Genomic DNA, 16,002 nt, shown 5'->3' on the forward strand with positions numbered 1-16,002 from the left:
GGCCGGGTCCAACCCTGGCCGGGCCGCCGCGCGTGCACTCTGCCGGGCCCGTCGCCGGGCCAGCCAGCCGGCGAACTCCGGGCCGGCCTGCAGGGCCGAGTAGGCGAACGACTCGGCGACGACCGCATCGCGCACGTCGATGCCGGTGCTCACGCGCAGCAGTTGCACGAGCGCGACAGCGGCGTACGGATTCGCCGCGGTCGCGGCGGCCAGGGCGTCCACCGCGGCGTCGATCCCGTCCGACGCGGTCACCCAGGGCTGCGGCGCATCCGGCTCGTCGGTGAGCAGGATGTCGAAGCCGCAGGTGGCGACGCCGTCGGGAACCCACCGCAGCTCCTCGGCCACGGCGACGCACACGCAGGGCAGCCGGCGGCCGAGCTCGCCGACCCTGATCGCCGCCGGGGAGGCGGCGTCGACGATCAGGATGGGCCGGCCCCCGAGTGGGCCGAAGGACTCCGGATCGGCCTGCAGGTCCGCGAGCACCGCTTCGGGATCGGTGACCCGCCGCCCGCCCACCCCGTCCAGCCCGGCGAGCAGGTCTCCCCCGACCGGGCCAGGGCTGACGGTGAGCGGGTCGGAGCCAACCGGTTGCGCGGCCGGCCCGGGCACAGGAGTGTTCACGGACGATGACGCTAGTGCCCCGGCGCCGCGCAATCGCGCGGTCCTCCTCGCCAGGCCGCCGGCCGGCGGGGTACCGCGGCGGTCTGCGCCCGGCGCGCGCCCGCGTTCAGCGTCGGCCGAAGCCGTCAGGCCGGATGGCCCGGCCGCATGTCCCGGACCTGTTGGAAGCCGAGCTGGGTGAACGGCCCGCCGGCTGCGCCGTCGACCGGTTCGAGGACGAACGCCGTGTGGTCACCGACGCCGACCCGGGTGTGGACAGGGCCGGCGAACCAGGCACGCGGCTGCACCAGGACGGGCAGTCCGAACGGGCCCTGTCGCCAGGCGCAGCGCGCGAACTTGTCGATCTCGTCGCCGGTCTGCTCGCCGAACAGCGTCGCGAGCTCCTCGTCGGCCTCGTCGAGGAGGTGGACCGCGAGATGGCTGGCCGCCAGGGCAACCCGGTGGGTGTGGTTGGCCTGCGAGATGCACAGCAGGTACCGCGCCGGTTCGATGCTGCACTGGGTGTGGAAGCCGACGAGGCAGCCGCTGCGCTCACCGCCGGGCGCCGCCACGGTCACGATCACCATCGGGTAGCTGATCGCACTCACGGCCTCGTGAAACACGGAGGGTTCGGTCATCACCCGTCACGCTCCTCCGATCGGGCAGCCTGGTCAACGCTGGTGCGGTCAGCCGCTGGTGGCCGACCGCGGTTTCGGCCCGGCGGCGCGCATGTTGACCAGCCGGCCCAGCAACTCGAACCAGAAGGGGGCACCGGCGGTCAGGGCGAAGCAGGCGATGGCCAGCCCGGCGATCTTCAGCAGCCAGCCGCCGACCGTGTGCGGGACCTCCCTCGGGTCGTCGCGGTCGTCGCTCGTCCGAACCCACCCGATGGGCAGGGCGAGCCCGGAGGCATCCCGCACCGACCTGATCGCGCTCTCGACGGCGTCGCCCACCCCGGCGTCGGAGGTGCCGCCGGTCCCCTGGTCGCCGGGCTGCGCAGCGCCCTGACTGTCACCGGACCCCGTGTCACCCGAACCCGTGTCGCCCGAACCCGTGTCGCCCGAACCCGTGTCACCCGAACCGGCGGCGGAGCCGCCATCCGCGGGCTGGCCGATCTGGCTCTGGCTTGCGGTCACCGCCGCGTCGCGCACGGTCCCGTCCTGCCACAGCGCGCGAGAGACGGCGACCGCGTCGAGGTTGAACACGGCCACCAGCACGATCGCGTAGGCGAGCAGGAACACCGCGATCCGCCGCTTGTACCACCCGGACAGGCGGTCCATCGCCTCGTCGTACCACCGCGCCAGCTCGGTAATGATCTTCTCGCGGTCGCCGCCCGTCTGGACCACCGCCGCGGTCAGCGCATCCTTCGCCAGGGAGGGCGGCAAAGCGGCCAGCCCGTCCTCCAGCGTGCCGACCGTCCCACTGCCCACGGCGGACACCAGCGCGGCGGCCACGACCCGCCCGGTCGGGTGATCCGCCGGCATCGCGGCGTACAGCGCCCGTGCGGAGGCCTCGTCCAGGGAGTGCCGGGCGGCCTCGTACGCGCTCCGGTAGGCCTCGCGGGTCTCAGCGGGGATGTGCGAGGGCAGCCCGTCCGGGCGTAGCTGGGTCAGCATGGCCCGGGCGGGTGGGTCGACCCGATCGAGCAGGGCCCGGGCGAACGCGGTGGACGGCACGTAGGAGGGCAGCCGCAGCCGGCGAGCCCGCCGCACCGCGGCCCAGGTTCGCTGCACGGGCCGATGATCGGCCATGTCGACGGAGGCCTCGTCCCGGCCGGCGGTGCGCATGGCCCGCAGGGGCCCGTCGAGCAACTCCGCAGCGACGTCCACGGGTGGCGGGTCCCCCGGATCGGGCGGTGCGCCGCCCGGCGGGCGGCCGCCGAGCAGCCGGCGCAGCTCCGATTCGAGGCGGCGGCCCCGGTAGCGCACGAGGCCGAGCACAGCCTCGTTGATCCGGGAGACGGCGAGGCTGAACGCGGCGAACAGCAGTGCGAGGCCGATAAGAACGTCCAGCGCGGACGAGTCAGGCATCCGATCCCCCGATCCCCACGGCGCCGACGACGGCCGGTCCACCACCCACCACCACTGACACCACCCCGGAACCCCCCGGCTGCGGGCGGGCCGCGGGACGCATCCGGACACCGCGGGCGCCTTCGGGCCGGACCGCGCATTTGTACACCGAGAGGCAGGACCGCCACCGAGCGGCGCCGTCCAACCCCCCTACCGGCACAGACCGTCACAACAGGCAGAGTTGATCCGAGGCCCGAGGCCGCAAGCCGGGCACAGCGCGGCAGCGGTGACATCGCGGAACCCACGTCGAAGGGTCACCGTCCCGCGCAGTGCGGCCGTGGGCGGGTACACCGCCCGGATGGGTGGCGACGGCACCGGTGGCGACCACACGAGAGGGTCTCGGCTGGCTGAATACAGCTCCCGCCGGCACGTCAGTCGCACCCCCGAACCGGACGTGTCGTCCACCAGTGACGCGGGAGCCGACGGCGGCCGGCGCACCCCCCGTTCGCAGGAGCGGCCGACTGACGCCGCGCCTGCGCCGGCGGACCACACGGGAGACGACCAGAACGGCCGCGGCGACCGTTTCGTGATCCACGAGCACCACGCCCGCCGGCTGCACTGGGACGTCCGGCTCGAACGGGACGGAGTCCTGGTCAGTTGGGCGGTGCCCCGCGGGTTGCCGACGGATCCTCGGAAGAACCATCTGGCCGTGCGCACCGAGGATCATCCCCTCGCCTACGCCGACTTCGCCGGGACCATCCCGAAGGGGGAGTACGGCGCCGGCGAGGTGAGCATCTGGGACCGTGGCCAGTACCGGCTGGAGTCCTGGTCCGCGCAGAAGGTCAAGGTGACGCTGCACGGCGACCGGGTGCACGGGCGTTACGCCTTCTTCTCGACCGGACGCACCGGGGAGACCGGAACGGAGCAGGCGTCGGGCCGGCCGGACCAGGACAACCGCACCTGGATGGTGCACCGCATGGATCCGCCGGGCGGGGCGCCGTCGGGCAGCACGGATCTGCAGGGCGACCCTGGCCGCGAGCCGATGCCGGGTCGGATGGCGCCGATGCTCGCCGTTGCCGCCACCGCGCCGCCGGGCGGGGACGACTGGGCCTACGAGGTCAAGTGGGACGGGGTTCGGACGCTCGCCTTCGTCGACGGCGGGCGCGCCCGGCTGCGCAGCCGCTCGGGGCTCGACGTCACCGACGTCTTCCCCGAGCTGCGCGCACTCGGCCCGGCCTTCGGCGCGACCCAGGTGATCCTCGACGGGGAGATCGTCGCCTTCGGCCCGGCGGGTACGCCCGACTTCGAACTGCTCAGCCACCGGGTGCACATTGCGACACCGGCCATGGCGCGTCGTGCCGCGGCGACGATTCCCGTCCGGTATCTGGTGTTCGATCTGCTGTTCCTCGACGGGCACTCCCTCGTCGCCCAGCCCTACTCTCGGCGGCGGGCGCTGCTGGCAGAGCAGGCGGAACGAGGGCGGCTGCGCCTGTCCGAGGAACTGGTCGGAACGGGCGACGAGGTCATGGCGGCGAGCAGCGCCGCCGGACTGGAGGGGGTCGTCGCCAAACGGCGTAGTTCTCCCTACCAGGCCGGTCGGCGCTCGGCGGACTGGGTGAAGGTGCGGCATGTCCGCCGGCAGAGTGTGCTCGTCGGCGGGTGGGAGCCGGGCACCGGTCGGCGCACCGACCGGATAGGGGCACTGCTCGTCGGCGTCGCCACGCCGGCCGGCCCCCGCTACGCCGGGCAGGTCGGCACCGGGTTCAGCGAGGCGACGCTCGACCGGCTCGCCGCGCTGCTGGCGCCGTTGCGCCGCCCGGACCCCCCGCTTCGGGATGTCCCCGCCGCGGTCGCCAGCGGCGCCGTCTGGGTGGATCCCGAGTTGATCGCCGAGGTCGAGTTCACCTCGTGGACGGCGGACGGCCGGCTACGTCACCCGTCCTTCCAGGGGCTGCGCCTCGACATCTCCCCCGCCGACACCGCCCGTTCGGCGGATACCTGACCACCAGCACCCACCCGCACCAGCAACTACTCATAAGTCCGACCCACCACTGCTACCCGCGGCGGGCCAAGGCCCGCAGCATGCGGATGACCAGGTTGGGCTGCGCGCCACGGGCGAGCCGGCGCCAGCGACGCCCACCGCGACAGACGCGGACGATGGTGAGCGGGGTGGCGGCGGTCCGGTCCCAGTCGACGGCCAGCTCCGCCCGGCCGGCCTCAATGGAGAATCTCGTGTCGGGCACCGGACGCCCGCGCCGCGAAGGACGCCACCGCAGGGTCGCGCCGCTGTCCGTCAACGCCGCCCGCAGGGCGATCAGGCGAGGGCCCGCGTCGCCGGCTGATGAAGGCAGGCGGCACAGGTCCGCCAGCGCGGCACCGGAGTAGCCGAACAGGTCCTGTGCACGATGCATGCAGGTCGTCGCGACGAAGGGTCGTGTGGCGCTGCCCTGACGCACGACGGGAAGCATGTACTCGTCGTCCGCGACGAGGTAGAACTCTGCATCGTCGCGTGAGGACGACGACCACGACGGCCGACGTGTGACCGCGCGTCCGGACCGGGCGATGATGCCGCCGAGTTCGGCGTCCACGTCCTGATCACGGCGGGGACCGCCGCACCGTTCTCGGTACCTGTCCCGGCAATGGCCGCTGAAGCTGACCAGGCGAGCCAGCTCGGGACCTGACAGGGCAAACGGGTCGACGTTTCCGACGCCATCCCGGGACGCCAGGTACGTGGGATCGAAATGGCAGCTCGTGGCGACCCAGCCGCCCTGGCGGGCATGGGCGAGCGGGAGTATGAGGACTCCGTCGACCACGCAGAATTGCCCGGTCGGACTACGCCGGCCCTGCATCGAGTGGGGCAGCCGGTCGGTCACGACGCCTCGCTCGACCTGGCCCAGCAACCAGATCCGGGCCTGTTCGGGCCCGGCCATGCCGCCGTCGGCCGCGCACATCCGCGCCGCCGCGTTGCTGATGTGCACTGTGGCCATGGGCGCCTCCCCCGTTCGGCACAGGCCCGAACTGGACGGTGGGCGGTCAGGACGTCGCCAGGTCGGCGCGAACCCGCAGCGGAATTCTCGCCGATGGGATCCGCTCGTTCATCACTTTCCCAGAATCACCGGACACTGGGCGGCGGCTGTTCCCGCCGAACGGGCGGGCCGGACGGACCGGACAGGACGGGCGGCGGGCCGGTCGGATACCACCCGCCGGTCCCGACCAGACGCGTTCCAACGCGGAGGCCGGACGCGGGGGTGAGGGCGGGAGATGGCATGGCGTCGGCCGCGCCGCCTGCCCCAGACGGGGCGGCCGACACCATGCGACTGTGGCGCCCGCGGGCGGTGGTCCAAGCCCGCGGGCGGCCGGATCAGCCCGCGGGTGCCTCGCCGAACGGCCCCTGCGGGCCGTACGCGGCAACCTCGGTGTAGATCGCCGGGCGGCGCTCGGGATCCTGCAGCGGCCGCAGCGGGGAGGTCGTCCCGCGGTGGTTCGCCCCCTGCTCCCAGGCGCTGAACCCGGTCATGCCCGACCAGACGCTCACCACGACGTACCGGGACGGGTCCGCCGCCGAACGCTGCAGCGTGTTGCCGAGCAGCCCCGGGGTGCCGACCAGCTTGGAACTGATCGCGTGGTAGGCACGTTCCACCGCCCCGGGATCGTCGGGCGGGTCGACGGCCCAGAGCATCACCCGGACCGCCGCCTCGACGTCTGCTCCCACGGCTAGCCGGCCGCCGGCACCGGCAGGGACGCCGCGCCGGCCAGGTGCGTCAGGACGCTGCCGGTGGCCATCGAGCCGCTGGCGCGCAGGGGGTGCAGCGCCTTGCGGTGCTCCAGGTGCCGCTCGCTGGTCTCGAACTCGCGGAACTGCGCCTCGTCGACCCAGTCGCTGGTGATGAAGTACGTGCTCGGCTCGTCCTCCGAGCGGATCAGCCACTGGCCCAGGTTGGCGGGGTGCGAGGTCACCGCGTCGCCGATGCGCAGCCAGGTCTGCTCGAACTCGGCCTCGCGGCCCGGGTGGATCTGCATGGTCAGCATGATCCGAAAGGGCGGGGTCGATGCCATCAGATTCCTCCGTCGACCGTGAAGGTGGCGCCGTTGACGTAGGACGACACGTCGCTGGCCAGGAACAGGACGACCGCGGCGACCTCGTCGGCCTCGCCGAGACGGCCCAGCGGGATGCGGTTGGTGTAGGCCGTGCGGGCGGCCGCGGGCATGCCGGCGGCCTGGTCGGTCTCGATGACGCCCGGCGAGACCAGGTTGACCCGGATGCCCCGGGAGCCGAGCTCCTTGGACAGCGAGCGGGTCAGCCCGATCAGGCCGGTCTTCGCCGCGGTGTAGTGCGCCCGCAGCGGCACGCCGACGACCCCGGCGCCCGACCCGATGTTGACCACCGAACCGGACTCCCCGAGCAGCGCCAGCGCGCCCTGGGTGACCAGGTGGGTGGCGGTGAGGTTGGTCGCGAGCACCTGCGTCCAGGCATCCAGCGGCAGGTCCGCGTAGGGGATGTGGCTGATCGTCCCGACGCTGTTGACCACGATGTCGAGGCCACCGAGGTGGGTGCCGGTGGCCTCGATGAGCTCGGTGATCTGGGCCGGGTCGGCCACGTCCGCCTGGACGAGCAGGTGGTCGCCGCCGGTGTCCTTCAGCTCGCGGCGCAGGCTCTCGGCCTCCTCCGTCTGGCGCTGATGGCCGACGACGACCGTCGCACCGGCCCGAGCCAGGCCGAGCACGACGGCCCGGCCGATGCCGCGGGTACCACCGGTGACCAGGGCGCGTCGCCCGGCCAGGTCTGGGAACATCGCTGACTGTCTCCTAGATCGAGGAATTGAGCAGGTCGAACGGATCGAGCAGCTCCCGTGGATCGAGCCGCTCGGGCGGGTCGCACAGGCCGGGCCGGTCGGGATGGGGGCCCGGTCGGGCAGGGTCGGGATCTGGTTAGGCGGGGTCGACGGCGCGGACGACGAGGCTGCTGTTGAAGCCGCCGTAGCCGCGGGCGTTGATCAGTGCCACCCGGACGGGGGTCCGCCTGGGGGCCTGCACCAGGTCCAGGCCGTAGCCCGGATCGGGGGTGTCGAGGTTGCCCACGGCAGGAATGACGCCGTCCCGGATCGACAGCAGCGCCGTCGCCACCGACAGCGCCGAGCCGCCGGCGCACAACCGGCCGACGAGGCCCTGCGGCGCCGTCACCGGCACCGGGCGACCACCGAACACGGCACGGATCGCCGCCGCCTCCTGGGCGTCGAGGTCCGGGGACCCGGCGCCGTCGGCAAACACCACGTCCACGTCGTCCGGGGTCAGACCCGCGTCGGCCAGGGCCCGGCGCATCGCGGTGACCAGCCAACGGGCGTCCGGCGCCGGGCGGGCGTGGTCGGCGGCGTCGTGCGTCGCGGCGTAGCCCGCGATCTCCCCGTAGATGCGCGGGGCGCCGCGGGCCGCCGCCGCCGCCGGATCCTCGACGACCAGGGTCGCGCCGCCCTCCCCCGGCAGGTAGCCGTTCGCCCGCACGTCGAACGGCTTGTAGCCGTCCGCCGCCGCTGCGGCGGTGCTGACCCGGCCGCTGCTGAGATGGCAGGTGAGTCCGTACGGCGTCAGGCCCGATTCGGCGCCCCCCGCGAGCACCGTCGACGTGCCGCGGCGGATGACCCGTCTGGCCTGGGCAAGGCTGTCCAGCCCGCCGGCGCCGTCGCTGACCACGACCCCGGATGGCCCCTTCAGGCCATGACGGATCGACGTCTGACCGGTCGTCGCCGCGTAGAACCAGGCGATCGACTGGTAGACGCTCACCGCGGTCCGCCCGCGGGTCCACAGCCGCTGGAGCTCCCGTTGACCGAAGTCGTTGCCACCGGACCCGCTGCCGAACACGACCGCCGTGGCGTACGGGTCGTGGTCGGCCGGGTCGTAGGCGGCGTCGGCCAGAGCCAGCCGGGAGGCGGCCATCCCGAACCAGGTCCACCGGTCGGTCTGGACGATGTACCGCTTGTCGACGTGCTCCTCCGGCTCGAACCCGGCGACCTCGCCGGCGAGCCTGGCGGAGTAGCGGGCCGGGTCGAACCGGCTGATCGGGGCGACGCGCAGCTCCCCGCGCAGGGTCGACGCCCAGTACTGCTCGACCCCCATACCGCTGGGGGCGATGATCCCCAGGCCGGTGACGACCGGCCGGACCGCGGTGGCGCTGGCGGTGGCGGTGGCAGTACCGGTGGCGGTGGCAGTACCGGTGGCGGTGGCAGTACCGGTGGCGGTGGCGGTGTCCACTGGAGCGTTCACCGGTTCGGCGCCGACATGACGATCGCGGACTGGAACCCACCGAACCCGCTGCCCACCGACAGTGCCACGTCGACGGTGTGATCGCGGGCGATGTTCGGCACGTAGTCGAGGTCGCACGCCGGATCGCGGGTGGCCCAGTTGGCGGTGGGCGGGACGACGTCGTTCTCGATGGCCAGGGCGCAGGCGGCGATCTCCAGGGAGCCGATCGCGCCGAGGGAGTGGCCGATCATCGACTTGATCGAGCTGACCGGAACCTCGTACGCGCGCTGCCCGAGCGAGCGCTTGAAGGCCGCGGTTTCGTGCCGGTCGTTCTGCTTGGTGCCCGAGCCGTGCGCGTTGATGTAGTCGATGTCGTCCGGGCCGACCCGCGCGGCGTTCATCGCGACCCGGATCGCCTCGGCCATCTCGACGCCGTCGGGACGCAGGCCGGTCATGTGGAAGGCGTTGGACCGCGACGCGTAGCCGCCGACCTCGCAGTAGATGTGCGCCCCGCGGGCCCGCGCGGACGACAGCTCCTCGAGGATGAGCACGGCCGAGCCCTCCCCCATCACGAAGCCGTCGCGGTTGGCATCGAACGGGCGGGAGGCGTGCTCGGGGTCGTCGTTGCGCGCCGAGGTGGCCCGGATCGCGTCGAAGCAGGCCACCGAGATCGGCGACAGTGGCGCGTCGGAGGCGCCGGCGATCACGATGTCCGCCTCACCGTCGGCGATGAGCTGCGCGCCGTAGCCGACCGCGTCGATGCCGGAGGTGCAGCCGGTGGACACCACCGACGCCGGACCATGCGTGCCGAACCGGCAGGCGAGCTCCGTGGCCAGGCAGCTCGGGACGAGCGCGTGGTACAGGAAGGAGCTGGCGTAGTGCGGGTCCACCTCCCAGTGGCGGCCCGAGTCGGAGACGACGACGTACTCGTTCTCCAGCCGGGTCGTCGCACCGACCGCGCTGCCCATGCTGACGCCGACGATCGGACCGTCCCCGTCTTCGTCGCCGAGGCCGCCGGTACCGGCCGGACGCAGGTCGAGGCCGCTGTCCTCGACCGCCTCCAGCGCGGCGGCGAGCGCGAACTGCACAAAGCGGTCGTTACGGGCGATCTGCCGGGCGCTCAGCCCGGCCGCCGCCGGGTCGAAGTCGCATTCGGCGGCGACCTGGGAGCGGAACTGCGACGGGTCGAAGAACGACAGCCGCCGGGTCGCCGTGCGCCCGTCGGTCAGCAGCGTCCAGAACTCCTTGCGGTTGACCCCGCCCGGGGCGACCACCCCGATCCCGGTGACCGCGGTCCTCCTCGGTTCGCTCACCGTCTGGCCCCGGCGGGCAGGGCATCCGCGGGCACGGCATCCGCGGACAGGGCGTCCACGGTCACCGTGTGAGCGTGGGGGCCCGACTGGATGATGGGGGCGTGCGGGGCGTCCGGGTTCAGCACCGCCTCGGTGTCGACGTGGCCGAGGTCGGGGCGGGGCGCCAGCGGGCTGAGGTGGAACACGAGGAACGCGGTCTCGTCGCCCGTGTTGACGATGCGGTGGCGCATGCCGATCGGGATGCACACGCCGTGGTCGGCGGCCAGGACCTGGTGGTCACCGTCCAGCCGGGCGGTCACGGTGCCGCGCACGCAGTAGAGGAACTCCTCCGAGTAGGGGTGCCAGTGCTCGGTGACGACCTCGCCGGGCTCGAGGGTGAGTGTGCCGAGGAAGCCGGTGGTCGAGCCGACCGTCGCCGGGGAGAGCAGGGCGCGGATGTCCCCGCCGCGGCGCCGGTTGGGCGTGATGTCGTGGATGCAGAGAACCTTCGGGGTCGTCGTCGCTGGAGCTACCATCGGTCGCGTCCTCCTCAGACCTGTTCCGGCACGGCCACGGCAAGCGGGGCGGGTCGCGCGGCGACAGCGGCCCGCTCGACCTTCTCCCGGATCACGGCCATCTCCCGGGCGGTGTTGGTGTTGATCCGGGCGGTCATCTGCTCGTCGTTGAGCGGCGCCGCCGGGCGCATGTGGAAGTCCTGCACCCAGCGCATCCGGGTACCGGTGCCCTCCGGGGTGTAGGTCCAGTGAATGTGCATGTACTCGAACGGCCCGGTCTCGACGCGGTAGGCGCGGACCTGGCGGTTCACCGGGTCAAGCGTCCGCTCCGACACCCAGCTCCATGCCGTACCGTTCTCGTCCGGATGCATGGTGAGCCGGAACTTGAAGGTGTTCCCGTTGCTCTCGATAATGTCCACCGACGCGTATTCCGTAAACAGGTCGGGCCACGTAGGCAGATCGTTGGTGATGGTCCAGACCGTATCGATGTCGGCGTCGATCAGAATCGAGTTGTCGGTATGCCCACTCACGGCTACTCCCCGGTTTGCGAAGAAAATCCGGATGCGGATCGAGACTCGGCGGCCGGCGGTTCCGGGCGCCCGTCGGTAAATCAGACCGGTTCGCGCTCGCCGAGCGCGGCGTTCACGGTGTCGAGAATCTCGGCGAGGGTGTAGCCGTCCGGCATCTCGCCCGGCAGGTCCACCCCGAAGGCACCGACCACCTCCGCCGAGAGCTGGAGGTAGGCCAGCGAGTCCAGGCCGATATCGAGGAATGTCACGGCCAGGTCGGTGGGGCGGTCCTCCGGGGGCAGCCCGGCCTGCTCGACGAGGAAGTCGAGCAGGGCGTCGGCCGTCCACTGCTGGGGCATGTCACGATCTCCTCGGATAGGTGCAGATGGGGTCGGCGGGGAAAGGGTGTCGTCAGGTTTGCGTCGGGACCCGCCGCGGGCAGGAAGCTGCCAGTCGCGGCGGACGACGGCGGACGGCGGACGGCCGGGCAGAGATCCCGGCGGACCGGGCGGTCATTCGCGTTCGGGGGCCGCTGCGGCGCATGTCGCGCCGGGGTCTCCGGGGCAGGGCGAGGCGGCCCTGACCGCCGTGGCGATCACGGGCCCGGACCGGGAGGTCGCAGCCGCGCAGGTCAGGACGGGACGGATCGGGACGGCCCGAGACAGGACGGGCCGGGACGAGACGTGACGGATCAGGTCGGCGAAACCGGCCGACGCGGATCCGGCGACGCGGGCCGGGCCGGCACGCGGATCAGGGCACGGCGGCGCGCGCCCCTCGCGGGGGCGGCCCGGGGCCGCGGGTGACCGATACCCGCGGCGGCGTGGATCCGGGCCGGTCAGCCGGCCGACCAGTGGTAGAAGCTGCGCGCCATCGCGTCCCGCGGCCCCCGCCAGGTCGCCGGGTCGTAGGCGGTGATGAACTTCTCCAGCTTCGTGTTCACGTCGACGAACAGCGGATGCCCGCGCACATCCGAGACGGTCGGCGCGATGTCCGCCGGCGCGTCGATGAGGTGGAAGTAGAGCCCGTGGAACTCGAACAGCTCGCGGCGGGTGACGCCGACGATGCCGGGGAGTTCCCCCGCGTCGGACTCGGCGAAGGTCTCGGCGACGGCGTCGGCGTCAGCGGGGTTCATTCTCGCCACGATCAGCGTGCGGTGCGTCGGCTTTCCCGACGATGTGGCGGCGGGCTGCGATCCGGCAACTGCGGGCACGGAAGGACTCCTCGGGCGTTTTCCAGGAGAGGCAAGCGGCGTGCATGGCAACCTGCGGGCCGGCAGGTCGACGGCACGCTGGAGGTGGACAGCCGGGCCCCCCGCGGACCGCGCGTGCGCCTGCGCGGCCTGCGGGGCCCGTCGGGCGACGGGCGGGCAGGCGAACGCCGACCGACTCGCGACCGCCGGCCGTGCCCGCCGACCCCCTGACATGGTCAGTGTTCGGCTCATCGAGAGCATGCGGCCGGGCGCGGCCGGTGTCCTGGAATTCGGGTGGCATCAAGCTGCCCTGGCAATGATGTGCCAACTGACGCGCACCCACCGCCCAACACCGCTACAACGGTCCGGCCGCCGAACTCATGACCAGCAGCGATGTACCTCAACGCCAGAGCGGCCAGGCCCACCCGGACCACCACCGGATGGGATCAGAGCCAGCCGCGGCGAGAGGCGAGGGTGCCGGCCTGAAAGCGACTGCGGGCGTTGAGACGTGACATCAGGTCCGCGATCATGCGGCGCACGGTGCGCACGGAGACACCGAGGTGGCGGGCGGCCGCCTCGTCCTTGACCCCGAGGCTGAGCAGGCGCAGCAACAGCCGCTCGGTGTCGGAGGGGTCGTCGGCCGACTCCTCGCCGTCGGTCTGCGCCGGCCCGCCGCCAAGCGGCTCGGCGATCTCCCAGACCTGCTCGAACAGGGTCAGCAGGACGGCGGTGAGCTCGGGCGTCCGCACGAGCAGCGTGTGGCCGCCCACGCCGACGCCACCGCGGGCCAGCCGGACGAGCCCGACGCGGCCGTCGATGGTCGTGGCGTCCAGCCGCGGGTCGTCGGTGACACGGGCGTCGAGGCCGTGGGCGGCGACGGTGCGCACATACCCCGCGCCCCGCTCGTCGAGCCGCAGCGATCGCGGCAGCACGCTGCGCATCACGACCCCGCGCCGCAGGGCTCGCAGCTCGACCGGCATGACGTCGGCGGACAGCGCCGCCGACCAGCCCCGGCGGGTGCGCAGGGTGAGCACCTCCCGCTCGGCCCGGCCGACGAGGGCGAGCAGCTCGGCCCGGGCCTGGTCGACGCCGTCGATGCGCTGCACCTCGACCGCGTCCGGCCCGGGACGGCTCTCCAGGTAGTCCGAGACGAAGACACTCATCTGCGCCCGGGCTCGCACGAGCCGCTCGTGGCGCCGGATGAGCTGCTCGTGCTGGGCTTGGAGCAGATGATCCAGGCCGGCCTCGGGATGGACGGCGACGAAACGTCCAGGCCGGTCCCGGGAGGCCAGGAGCAGGCCGAGTTCGACCAGCCGGTCGCGGGCCCGGCCGACGCCGTTCGTCGACTCCCCGAGCATCTGCGCCGCCTCGGAGACACCCAGCGGCCCGTGACGCAACCAGAGCCGGTAGGCGGACAGGGCGTCGTCGTCCAGACCGAGAATGTCGAGCGGCTTGCCCTTCCCGGGGGTCGGATCGGGGGCCGGACCGGAGGCCGGATCGTGACCCCCCCGGCGGGCCGGCGGCGTGGCGATCGGCCCCGCCCCGGGCGGGCTCGTGCTGGTCAGGTCCGAACAGTCGTCCGTGGCGTTCACCCGGACCGCTGCGGCAGGCTCGGCCGGGCGGCCGACTCGGCGGAGACCACATCGAGCGCATGACGAACCAGTGAGACCAGCGACTGGCGGACCGACTCGCGCTGGCGGGCATCGCAGAACACCACCGGCCGGCGCGGGTCGAGGTCGAGCGCCGCGCGAACATCCTCGACCCGGTATTCGCGGGCGCCGTCGAACCGGTTCAACGCGATGAGGAACGGGATGTCGCGCTCCTCGAAGTAGTCGATGGCGGGGAAGGAGTCCGCCAGCCGCCGGGTATCGACGAGCACCACCGCGCCGATCGCGCCGAGGACCAGCTCGTCCCACATGAACCAGAACCGGTCCTGCCCGGGGGTACCGAACAGGTAGAGGATGACGCTGTCGACGAGCGTGATTCGACCGAAGTCCATCGCGACGGTCGTCGTCGTCTTCGAGCTGACCGAGCTGGTGTCGTCGATGCCGATGCTGGCGGCCGTCATCGCGGCCTCCGTGGTCAGCGGTGGGATCTCGCTGACCGCGCCGACGAACGTCGTCTTCCCGACGCCGAACCCGCCGGCGATGATGATTTTGACCGGATGCGGCGCCGTCGTCTCCGGCGACCGTGCCCGTTCGGGCCGGTAATCGTTGTCGGGCCCATAGCCTTTGTCGGGCCCGTAATCGTTGTCGGGCCCATAGCCTTTGTCGGGCCCGTAGCCTTTAGAGGGCCTGTAGTCCATCGAGCACCTTTTCGATGAGGGCGGCGGAAGGGCGGTCGGACGAGCGGACGGGTCGGTTCACCGTGACCAGCCCGGCGTCGAGCATGTCGCCGACGAGGACCCGCACGACGCCGAGCGGCAGATCCAGCCGCGCCGAGATCTCGACGATCGACTGCACGCGCTGACAGAGCAGCGCGATCGAGCGCTGCTCCATCTCCAGCCTCGCGCCCATCAGCCGTCCGTTGGGGGTGGTGGTCACCAGCGCCACCAGCTCCAGCGCCCGGTTGGTGGGCCGGGTCCGACCGCCCGTGACGGCGTAGGGCCGGACGACCGGACCCGCATCATCGTCGAACCATTCCTCGTCGTGCGACATACCGGTCCTCCTGCCTGAGAGAGCTCCGCCGCCATGACGGTGAGCGTTGCGGTCCGGTCGTCACACCGCAGGGGTCGACCGGTGGGCCAGATTCGCGGTCGCACCCCCGTTGACCGCCGCTGCGCCGCCTACAGCGGCAGCGCGGACTGCATCTGGGCCCGCAGCTCCGGGGTGAGGAACTCCCCGACCCTGGTCACCAGCAGGGCCATCTCGTAGGCGATGAGGCCGATGTCGGCCCCGGTGCTGGACAGGATCGCCAGGCACGAGCCGTCGCCGACCGCCGTGACGAACAGGAAGCCCTGGTCCATCTCGACGATGGTCTGGCGGACGTTGCCACCCCCGAAGAACCGGCCCGCGCCGCGGGCGAGGCTGTTGAACCCGGAGGCGACCGCGGCGAGCTGGTCGGCGGTCGCCCGGTCCATTCCATAGGAGGTCGCGAGCAGCAGACCGTCCGAGGACAGGGCGATCACATAGGTGACTTCCGGAACCTTCTTGACGAGGTTGTTGAGCAGCCAGCTCATGTTCTCGGACGGCCCCAGCGGACGCATCTCAGGTCACCTCTCCCACATCGTCGCCGTCGTTGGAAACCTGGCCGTCCGCCAGCCCGCGACCGAAGTTGCTCTGGAAGGACGACATCATGCTGCGGATCTCTTCCGGGCTGCGCTGCGCGGCGAGCTTGCCCGGCTGGTCGTCCGAGCTGTCCCGGCGTAGCTGAGGTGCGAGGCTGGCTCGTCGGGTGCGCCGCGGCAGGCCCACCTCGGTGTGCTCCTCGGGCGCCTGGCCGCCCCGCTCCGCCAGATCCGCCCCACCGGTACCACCGGGCGGTGCCGGGCGGTGCAGCGGGACGATCGACTGGCCCGCGCCGGGGGTGTCCTCGTGGCGGGGCCCGGTCGGGCGGTTCAGCGGCGAGGTGAACGGGTCGTTGCGGGCCAGGGGCCCGCCGGGCAGGTCACGTGCCGCGGGGGGCGGCCCGAACAGCGACGGGGTTCGGCGC

17 protein-coding genes and 2 pseudogenes are annotated in these 16,002 nt (G+C 72.6%); 1 reads left to right on the forward strand and 18 read right to left on the reverse strand.

Translation table 11 applies throughout. The annotated features are described in order from the left end of the window. The 3 genes and pseudogenes from ND748_RS11545 to ND748_RS11555 all read right to left on the reverse strand — a co-directional run. Nucleotides 1-621, reverse strand: a pseudogene (locus ND748_RS11545) (enoyl-CoA hydratase/isomerase family protein); the annotation flags it as partial. Between the two features lie 125 nt (nucleotides 622-746). Then, on the reverse strand, nucleotides 747-1,238 hold the full coding sequence (locus tag ND748_RS11550) for a flavin reductase family protein (RefSeq protein ID WP_251745711.1): 492 nt from the start codon (nucleotides 1,236-1,238) through the stop codon (nucleotides 747-749). Nucleotides 1,239-1,286: 48 nt separating this feature from the next. Beyond that, complete coding sequence (locus ND748_RS11555) at nucleotides 1,287-2,630, reverse strand: hypothetical protein (RefSeq protein WP_251745712.1); 1,344 nt, start codon at nucleotides 2,628-2,630, stop codon at nucleotides 1,287-1,289. A gap of 433 nt (nucleotides 2,631-3,063) precedes the next feature. On the opposite strand from ND748_RS11555, the gene ligD reads away from it, so the two are divergent. Continuing rightward, nucleotides 3,064-4,611: a non-homologous end-joining DNA ligase gene (ligD, locus tag ND748_RS11560; protein ID WP_251745713.1), complete on the forward strand. Its 1,548-nt coding sequence runs from the start codon at nucleotides 3,064-3,066 to the stop codon at nucleotides 4,609-4,611. A 52-nt stretch (nucleotides 4,612-4,663) separates the two neighbouring features. On the opposite strand, the gene ND748_RS11565 is transcribed toward ligD, so the two are convergent. From ND748_RS11565 to ND748_RS11635, 15 genes and pseudogenes are all read right to left on the reverse strand, one after another. Next, a complete protein-coding gene (locus ND748_RS11565) occupies nucleotides 4,664-5,596 on the reverse strand; it encodes a hypothetical protein (protein WP_251745714.1) in 933 nt (310 codons plus the stop codon). A 374-nt stretch (nucleotides 5,597-5,970) separates the two neighbouring features. Next, entirely contained in the window at nucleotides 5,971-6,321 is a 351-nt protein-coding gene (locus tag ND748_RS11570) for an antibiotic biosynthesis monooxygenase (protein WP_251745715.1), read from the reverse strand. A gap of 2 nt (nucleotides 6,322-6,323) precedes the next feature. After that, complete coding sequence (locus ND748_RS11575; RefSeq protein ID WP_251745716.1) at nucleotides 6,324-6,665, reverse strand: antibiotic biosynthesis monooxygenase; 342 nt, start codon at nucleotides 6,663-6,665, stop codon at nucleotides 6,324-6,326. After that, entirely contained in the window at nucleotides 6,665-7,402 is a 738-nt protein-coding gene (locus ND748_RS11580) for an SDR family NAD(P)-dependent oxidoreductase (RefSeq protein WP_251745717.1), read from the reverse strand. The genes ND748_RS11575 and ND748_RS11580 overlap by 1 nt, the downstream gene beginning before the upstream one ends. Nucleotides 7,403-7,538: 136 nt before the next feature. Then, nucleotides 7,539-8,867 carry a beta-ketoacyl synthase N-terminal-like domain-containing protein gene (locus tag ND748_RS11585; RefSeq protein ID WP_374215898.1) on the reverse strand — a complete coding sequence of 443 codons (1,329 nt, stop codon included), beginning with the start codon at nucleotides 8,865-8,867 and terminating at the stop codon, nucleotides 7,539-7,541. Continuing rightward, the gene (locus ND748_RS11590) at nucleotides 8,864-10,159 is read right to left on the reverse strand and encodes a beta-ketoacyl-[acyl-carrier-protein] synthase family protein (protein ID WP_251745719.1); all 1,296 of its coding nucleotides are present in this window, start codon (nucleotides 10,157-10,159) and stop codon (nucleotides 8,864-8,866) included. The genes ND748_RS11585 and ND748_RS11590 overlap by 4 nt, the downstream gene beginning before the upstream one ends. Continuing rightward, nucleotides 10,156-10,674: a cupin domain-containing protein gene (locus ND748_RS11595; protein WP_251745720.1), complete on the reverse strand. Its 519-nt coding sequence runs from the start codon at nucleotides 10,672-10,674 to the stop codon at nucleotides 10,156-10,158. The genes ND748_RS11590 and ND748_RS11595 overlap by 4 nt, the downstream gene beginning before the upstream one ends. Nucleotides 10,675-10,688: 14 nt before the next feature. Then, the gene (locus ND748_RS11600; RefSeq protein WP_251745721.1) at nucleotides 10,689-11,183 is read right to left on the reverse strand and encodes an SRPBCC family protein; all 495 of its coding nucleotides are present in this window, start codon (nucleotides 11,181-11,183) and stop codon (nucleotides 10,689-10,691) included. An 80-nt stretch (nucleotides 11,184-11,263) separates the two neighbouring features. Then, the gene (locus ND748_RS11605; protein WP_251745723.1) at nucleotides 11,264-11,521 is read right to left on the reverse strand and encodes an acyl carrier protein; all 258 of its coding nucleotides are present in this window, start codon (nucleotides 11,519-11,521) and stop codon (nucleotides 11,264-11,266) included. 476 nt (nucleotides 11,522-11,997) lie between these two features. Continuing rightward, nucleotides 11,998-12,372 (reverse strand): TcmI family type II polyketide cyclase, encoded by a 375-nt coding sequence (locus ND748_RS11610; RefSeq protein WP_044884104.1) that lies wholly within the window; start codon nucleotides 12,370-12,372, stop codon nucleotides 11,998-12,000. Between the two features lie 425 nt (nucleotides 12,373-12,797). Then, complete coding sequence (locus tag ND748_RS11615; RefSeq protein WP_251745724.1) at nucleotides 12,798-13,943, reverse strand: LuxR C-terminal-related transcriptional regulator; 1,146 nt, start codon at nucleotides 13,941-13,943, stop codon at nucleotides 12,798-12,800. Then, nucleotides 13,940-14,656, reverse strand: coding sequence for an ATP/GTP-binding protein (locus ND748_RS11620; RefSeq protein ID WP_251745725.1), 717 nt, complete (start codon nucleotides 14,654-14,656; stop codon nucleotides 13,940-13,942). The genes ND748_RS11615 and ND748_RS11620 overlap by 4 nt, the downstream gene beginning before the upstream one ends. Then, nucleotides 14,637-15,008: a DUF742 domain-containing protein gene (locus tag ND748_RS11625; RefSeq protein WP_251745727.1), complete on the reverse strand. Its 372-nt coding sequence runs from the start codon at nucleotides 15,006-15,008 to the stop codon at nucleotides 14,637-14,639. Before ND748_RS11625 ends, ND748_RS11620 begins: the two co-directional genes overlap by 20 nt. Before the next feature lie 128 nt (nucleotides 15,009-15,136). Beyond that, nucleotides 15,137-15,556, reverse strand: a complete 420-nt coding sequence (locus ND748_RS11630) for a roadblock/LC7 domain-containing protein (protein WP_009737517.1) — start codon at nucleotides 15,554-15,556, stop codon at nucleotides 15,137-15,139. Nucleotide 15,557: 1 nt separating this feature from the next. Then, nucleotides 15,558-16,002: pseudogene (locus tag ND748_RS11635) on the reverse strand (histidine kinase); the annotation flags it as partial.

This window comes from Frankia sp. AiPs1, assembly GCF_023716945.1.
GTDB lineage: Bacteria > Actinomycetota > Actinomycetes > Frankiales > Frankiaceae > Frankia.

Bases quoted from the DNA above. Each gene is read 5' to 3' on its own strand.
- ND748_RS11550 (WP_251745711.1), bottom strand. From the start codon at position 1,238: ATGACCGAACCCTCCGTGTTTCACGAGGCCGTGAGTGCGATCAGCTAC.
- ND748_RS11555 (WP_251745712.1), bottom strand. From the start codon at position 2,630: ATGCCTGACTCGTCCGCGCTGGACGTTCTTATCGGCCTCGCACTGCTG.
- ND748_RS11565 (WP_251745714.1), bottom strand. From the start codon at position 5,596: ATGGCCACAGTGCACATCAGCAACGCGGCGGCGCGGATGTGCGCGGCC.
- ND748_RS11575 (WP_251745716.1), bottom strand. From the start codon at position 6,665: ATGGCATCGACCCCGCCCTTTCGGATCATGCTGACCATGCAGATCCAC.
- ND748_RS11580 (WP_251745717.1), bottom strand. From the start codon at position 7,402: ATGTTCCCAGACCTGGCCGGGCGACGCGCCCTGGTCACCGGTGGTACC.
- ND748_RS11595 (WP_251745720.1), bottom strand. From the start codon at position 10,674: ATGGTAGCTCCAGCGACGACGACCCCGAAGGTTCTCTGCATCCACGAC.
- ND748_RS11605 (WP_251745723.1), bottom strand. From the start codon at position 11,521: ATGCCCCAGCAGTGGACGGCCGACGCCCTGCTCGACTTCCTCGTCGAG.
- ND748_RS11620 (WP_251745725.1), bottom strand. From the start codon at position 14,656: ATGGACTACAGGCCCTCTAAAGGCTACGGGCCCGACAAAGGCTATGGG.
- ND748_RS11625 (WP_251745727.1), bottom strand. From the start codon at position 15,008: ATGTCGCACGACGAGGAATGGTTCGACGATGATGCGGGTCCGGTCGTC.
- ND748_RS11630 (WP_009737517.1), bottom strand. From the start codon at position 15,556: ATGCGTCCGCTGGGGCCGTCCGAGAACATGAGCTGGCTGCTCAACAAC.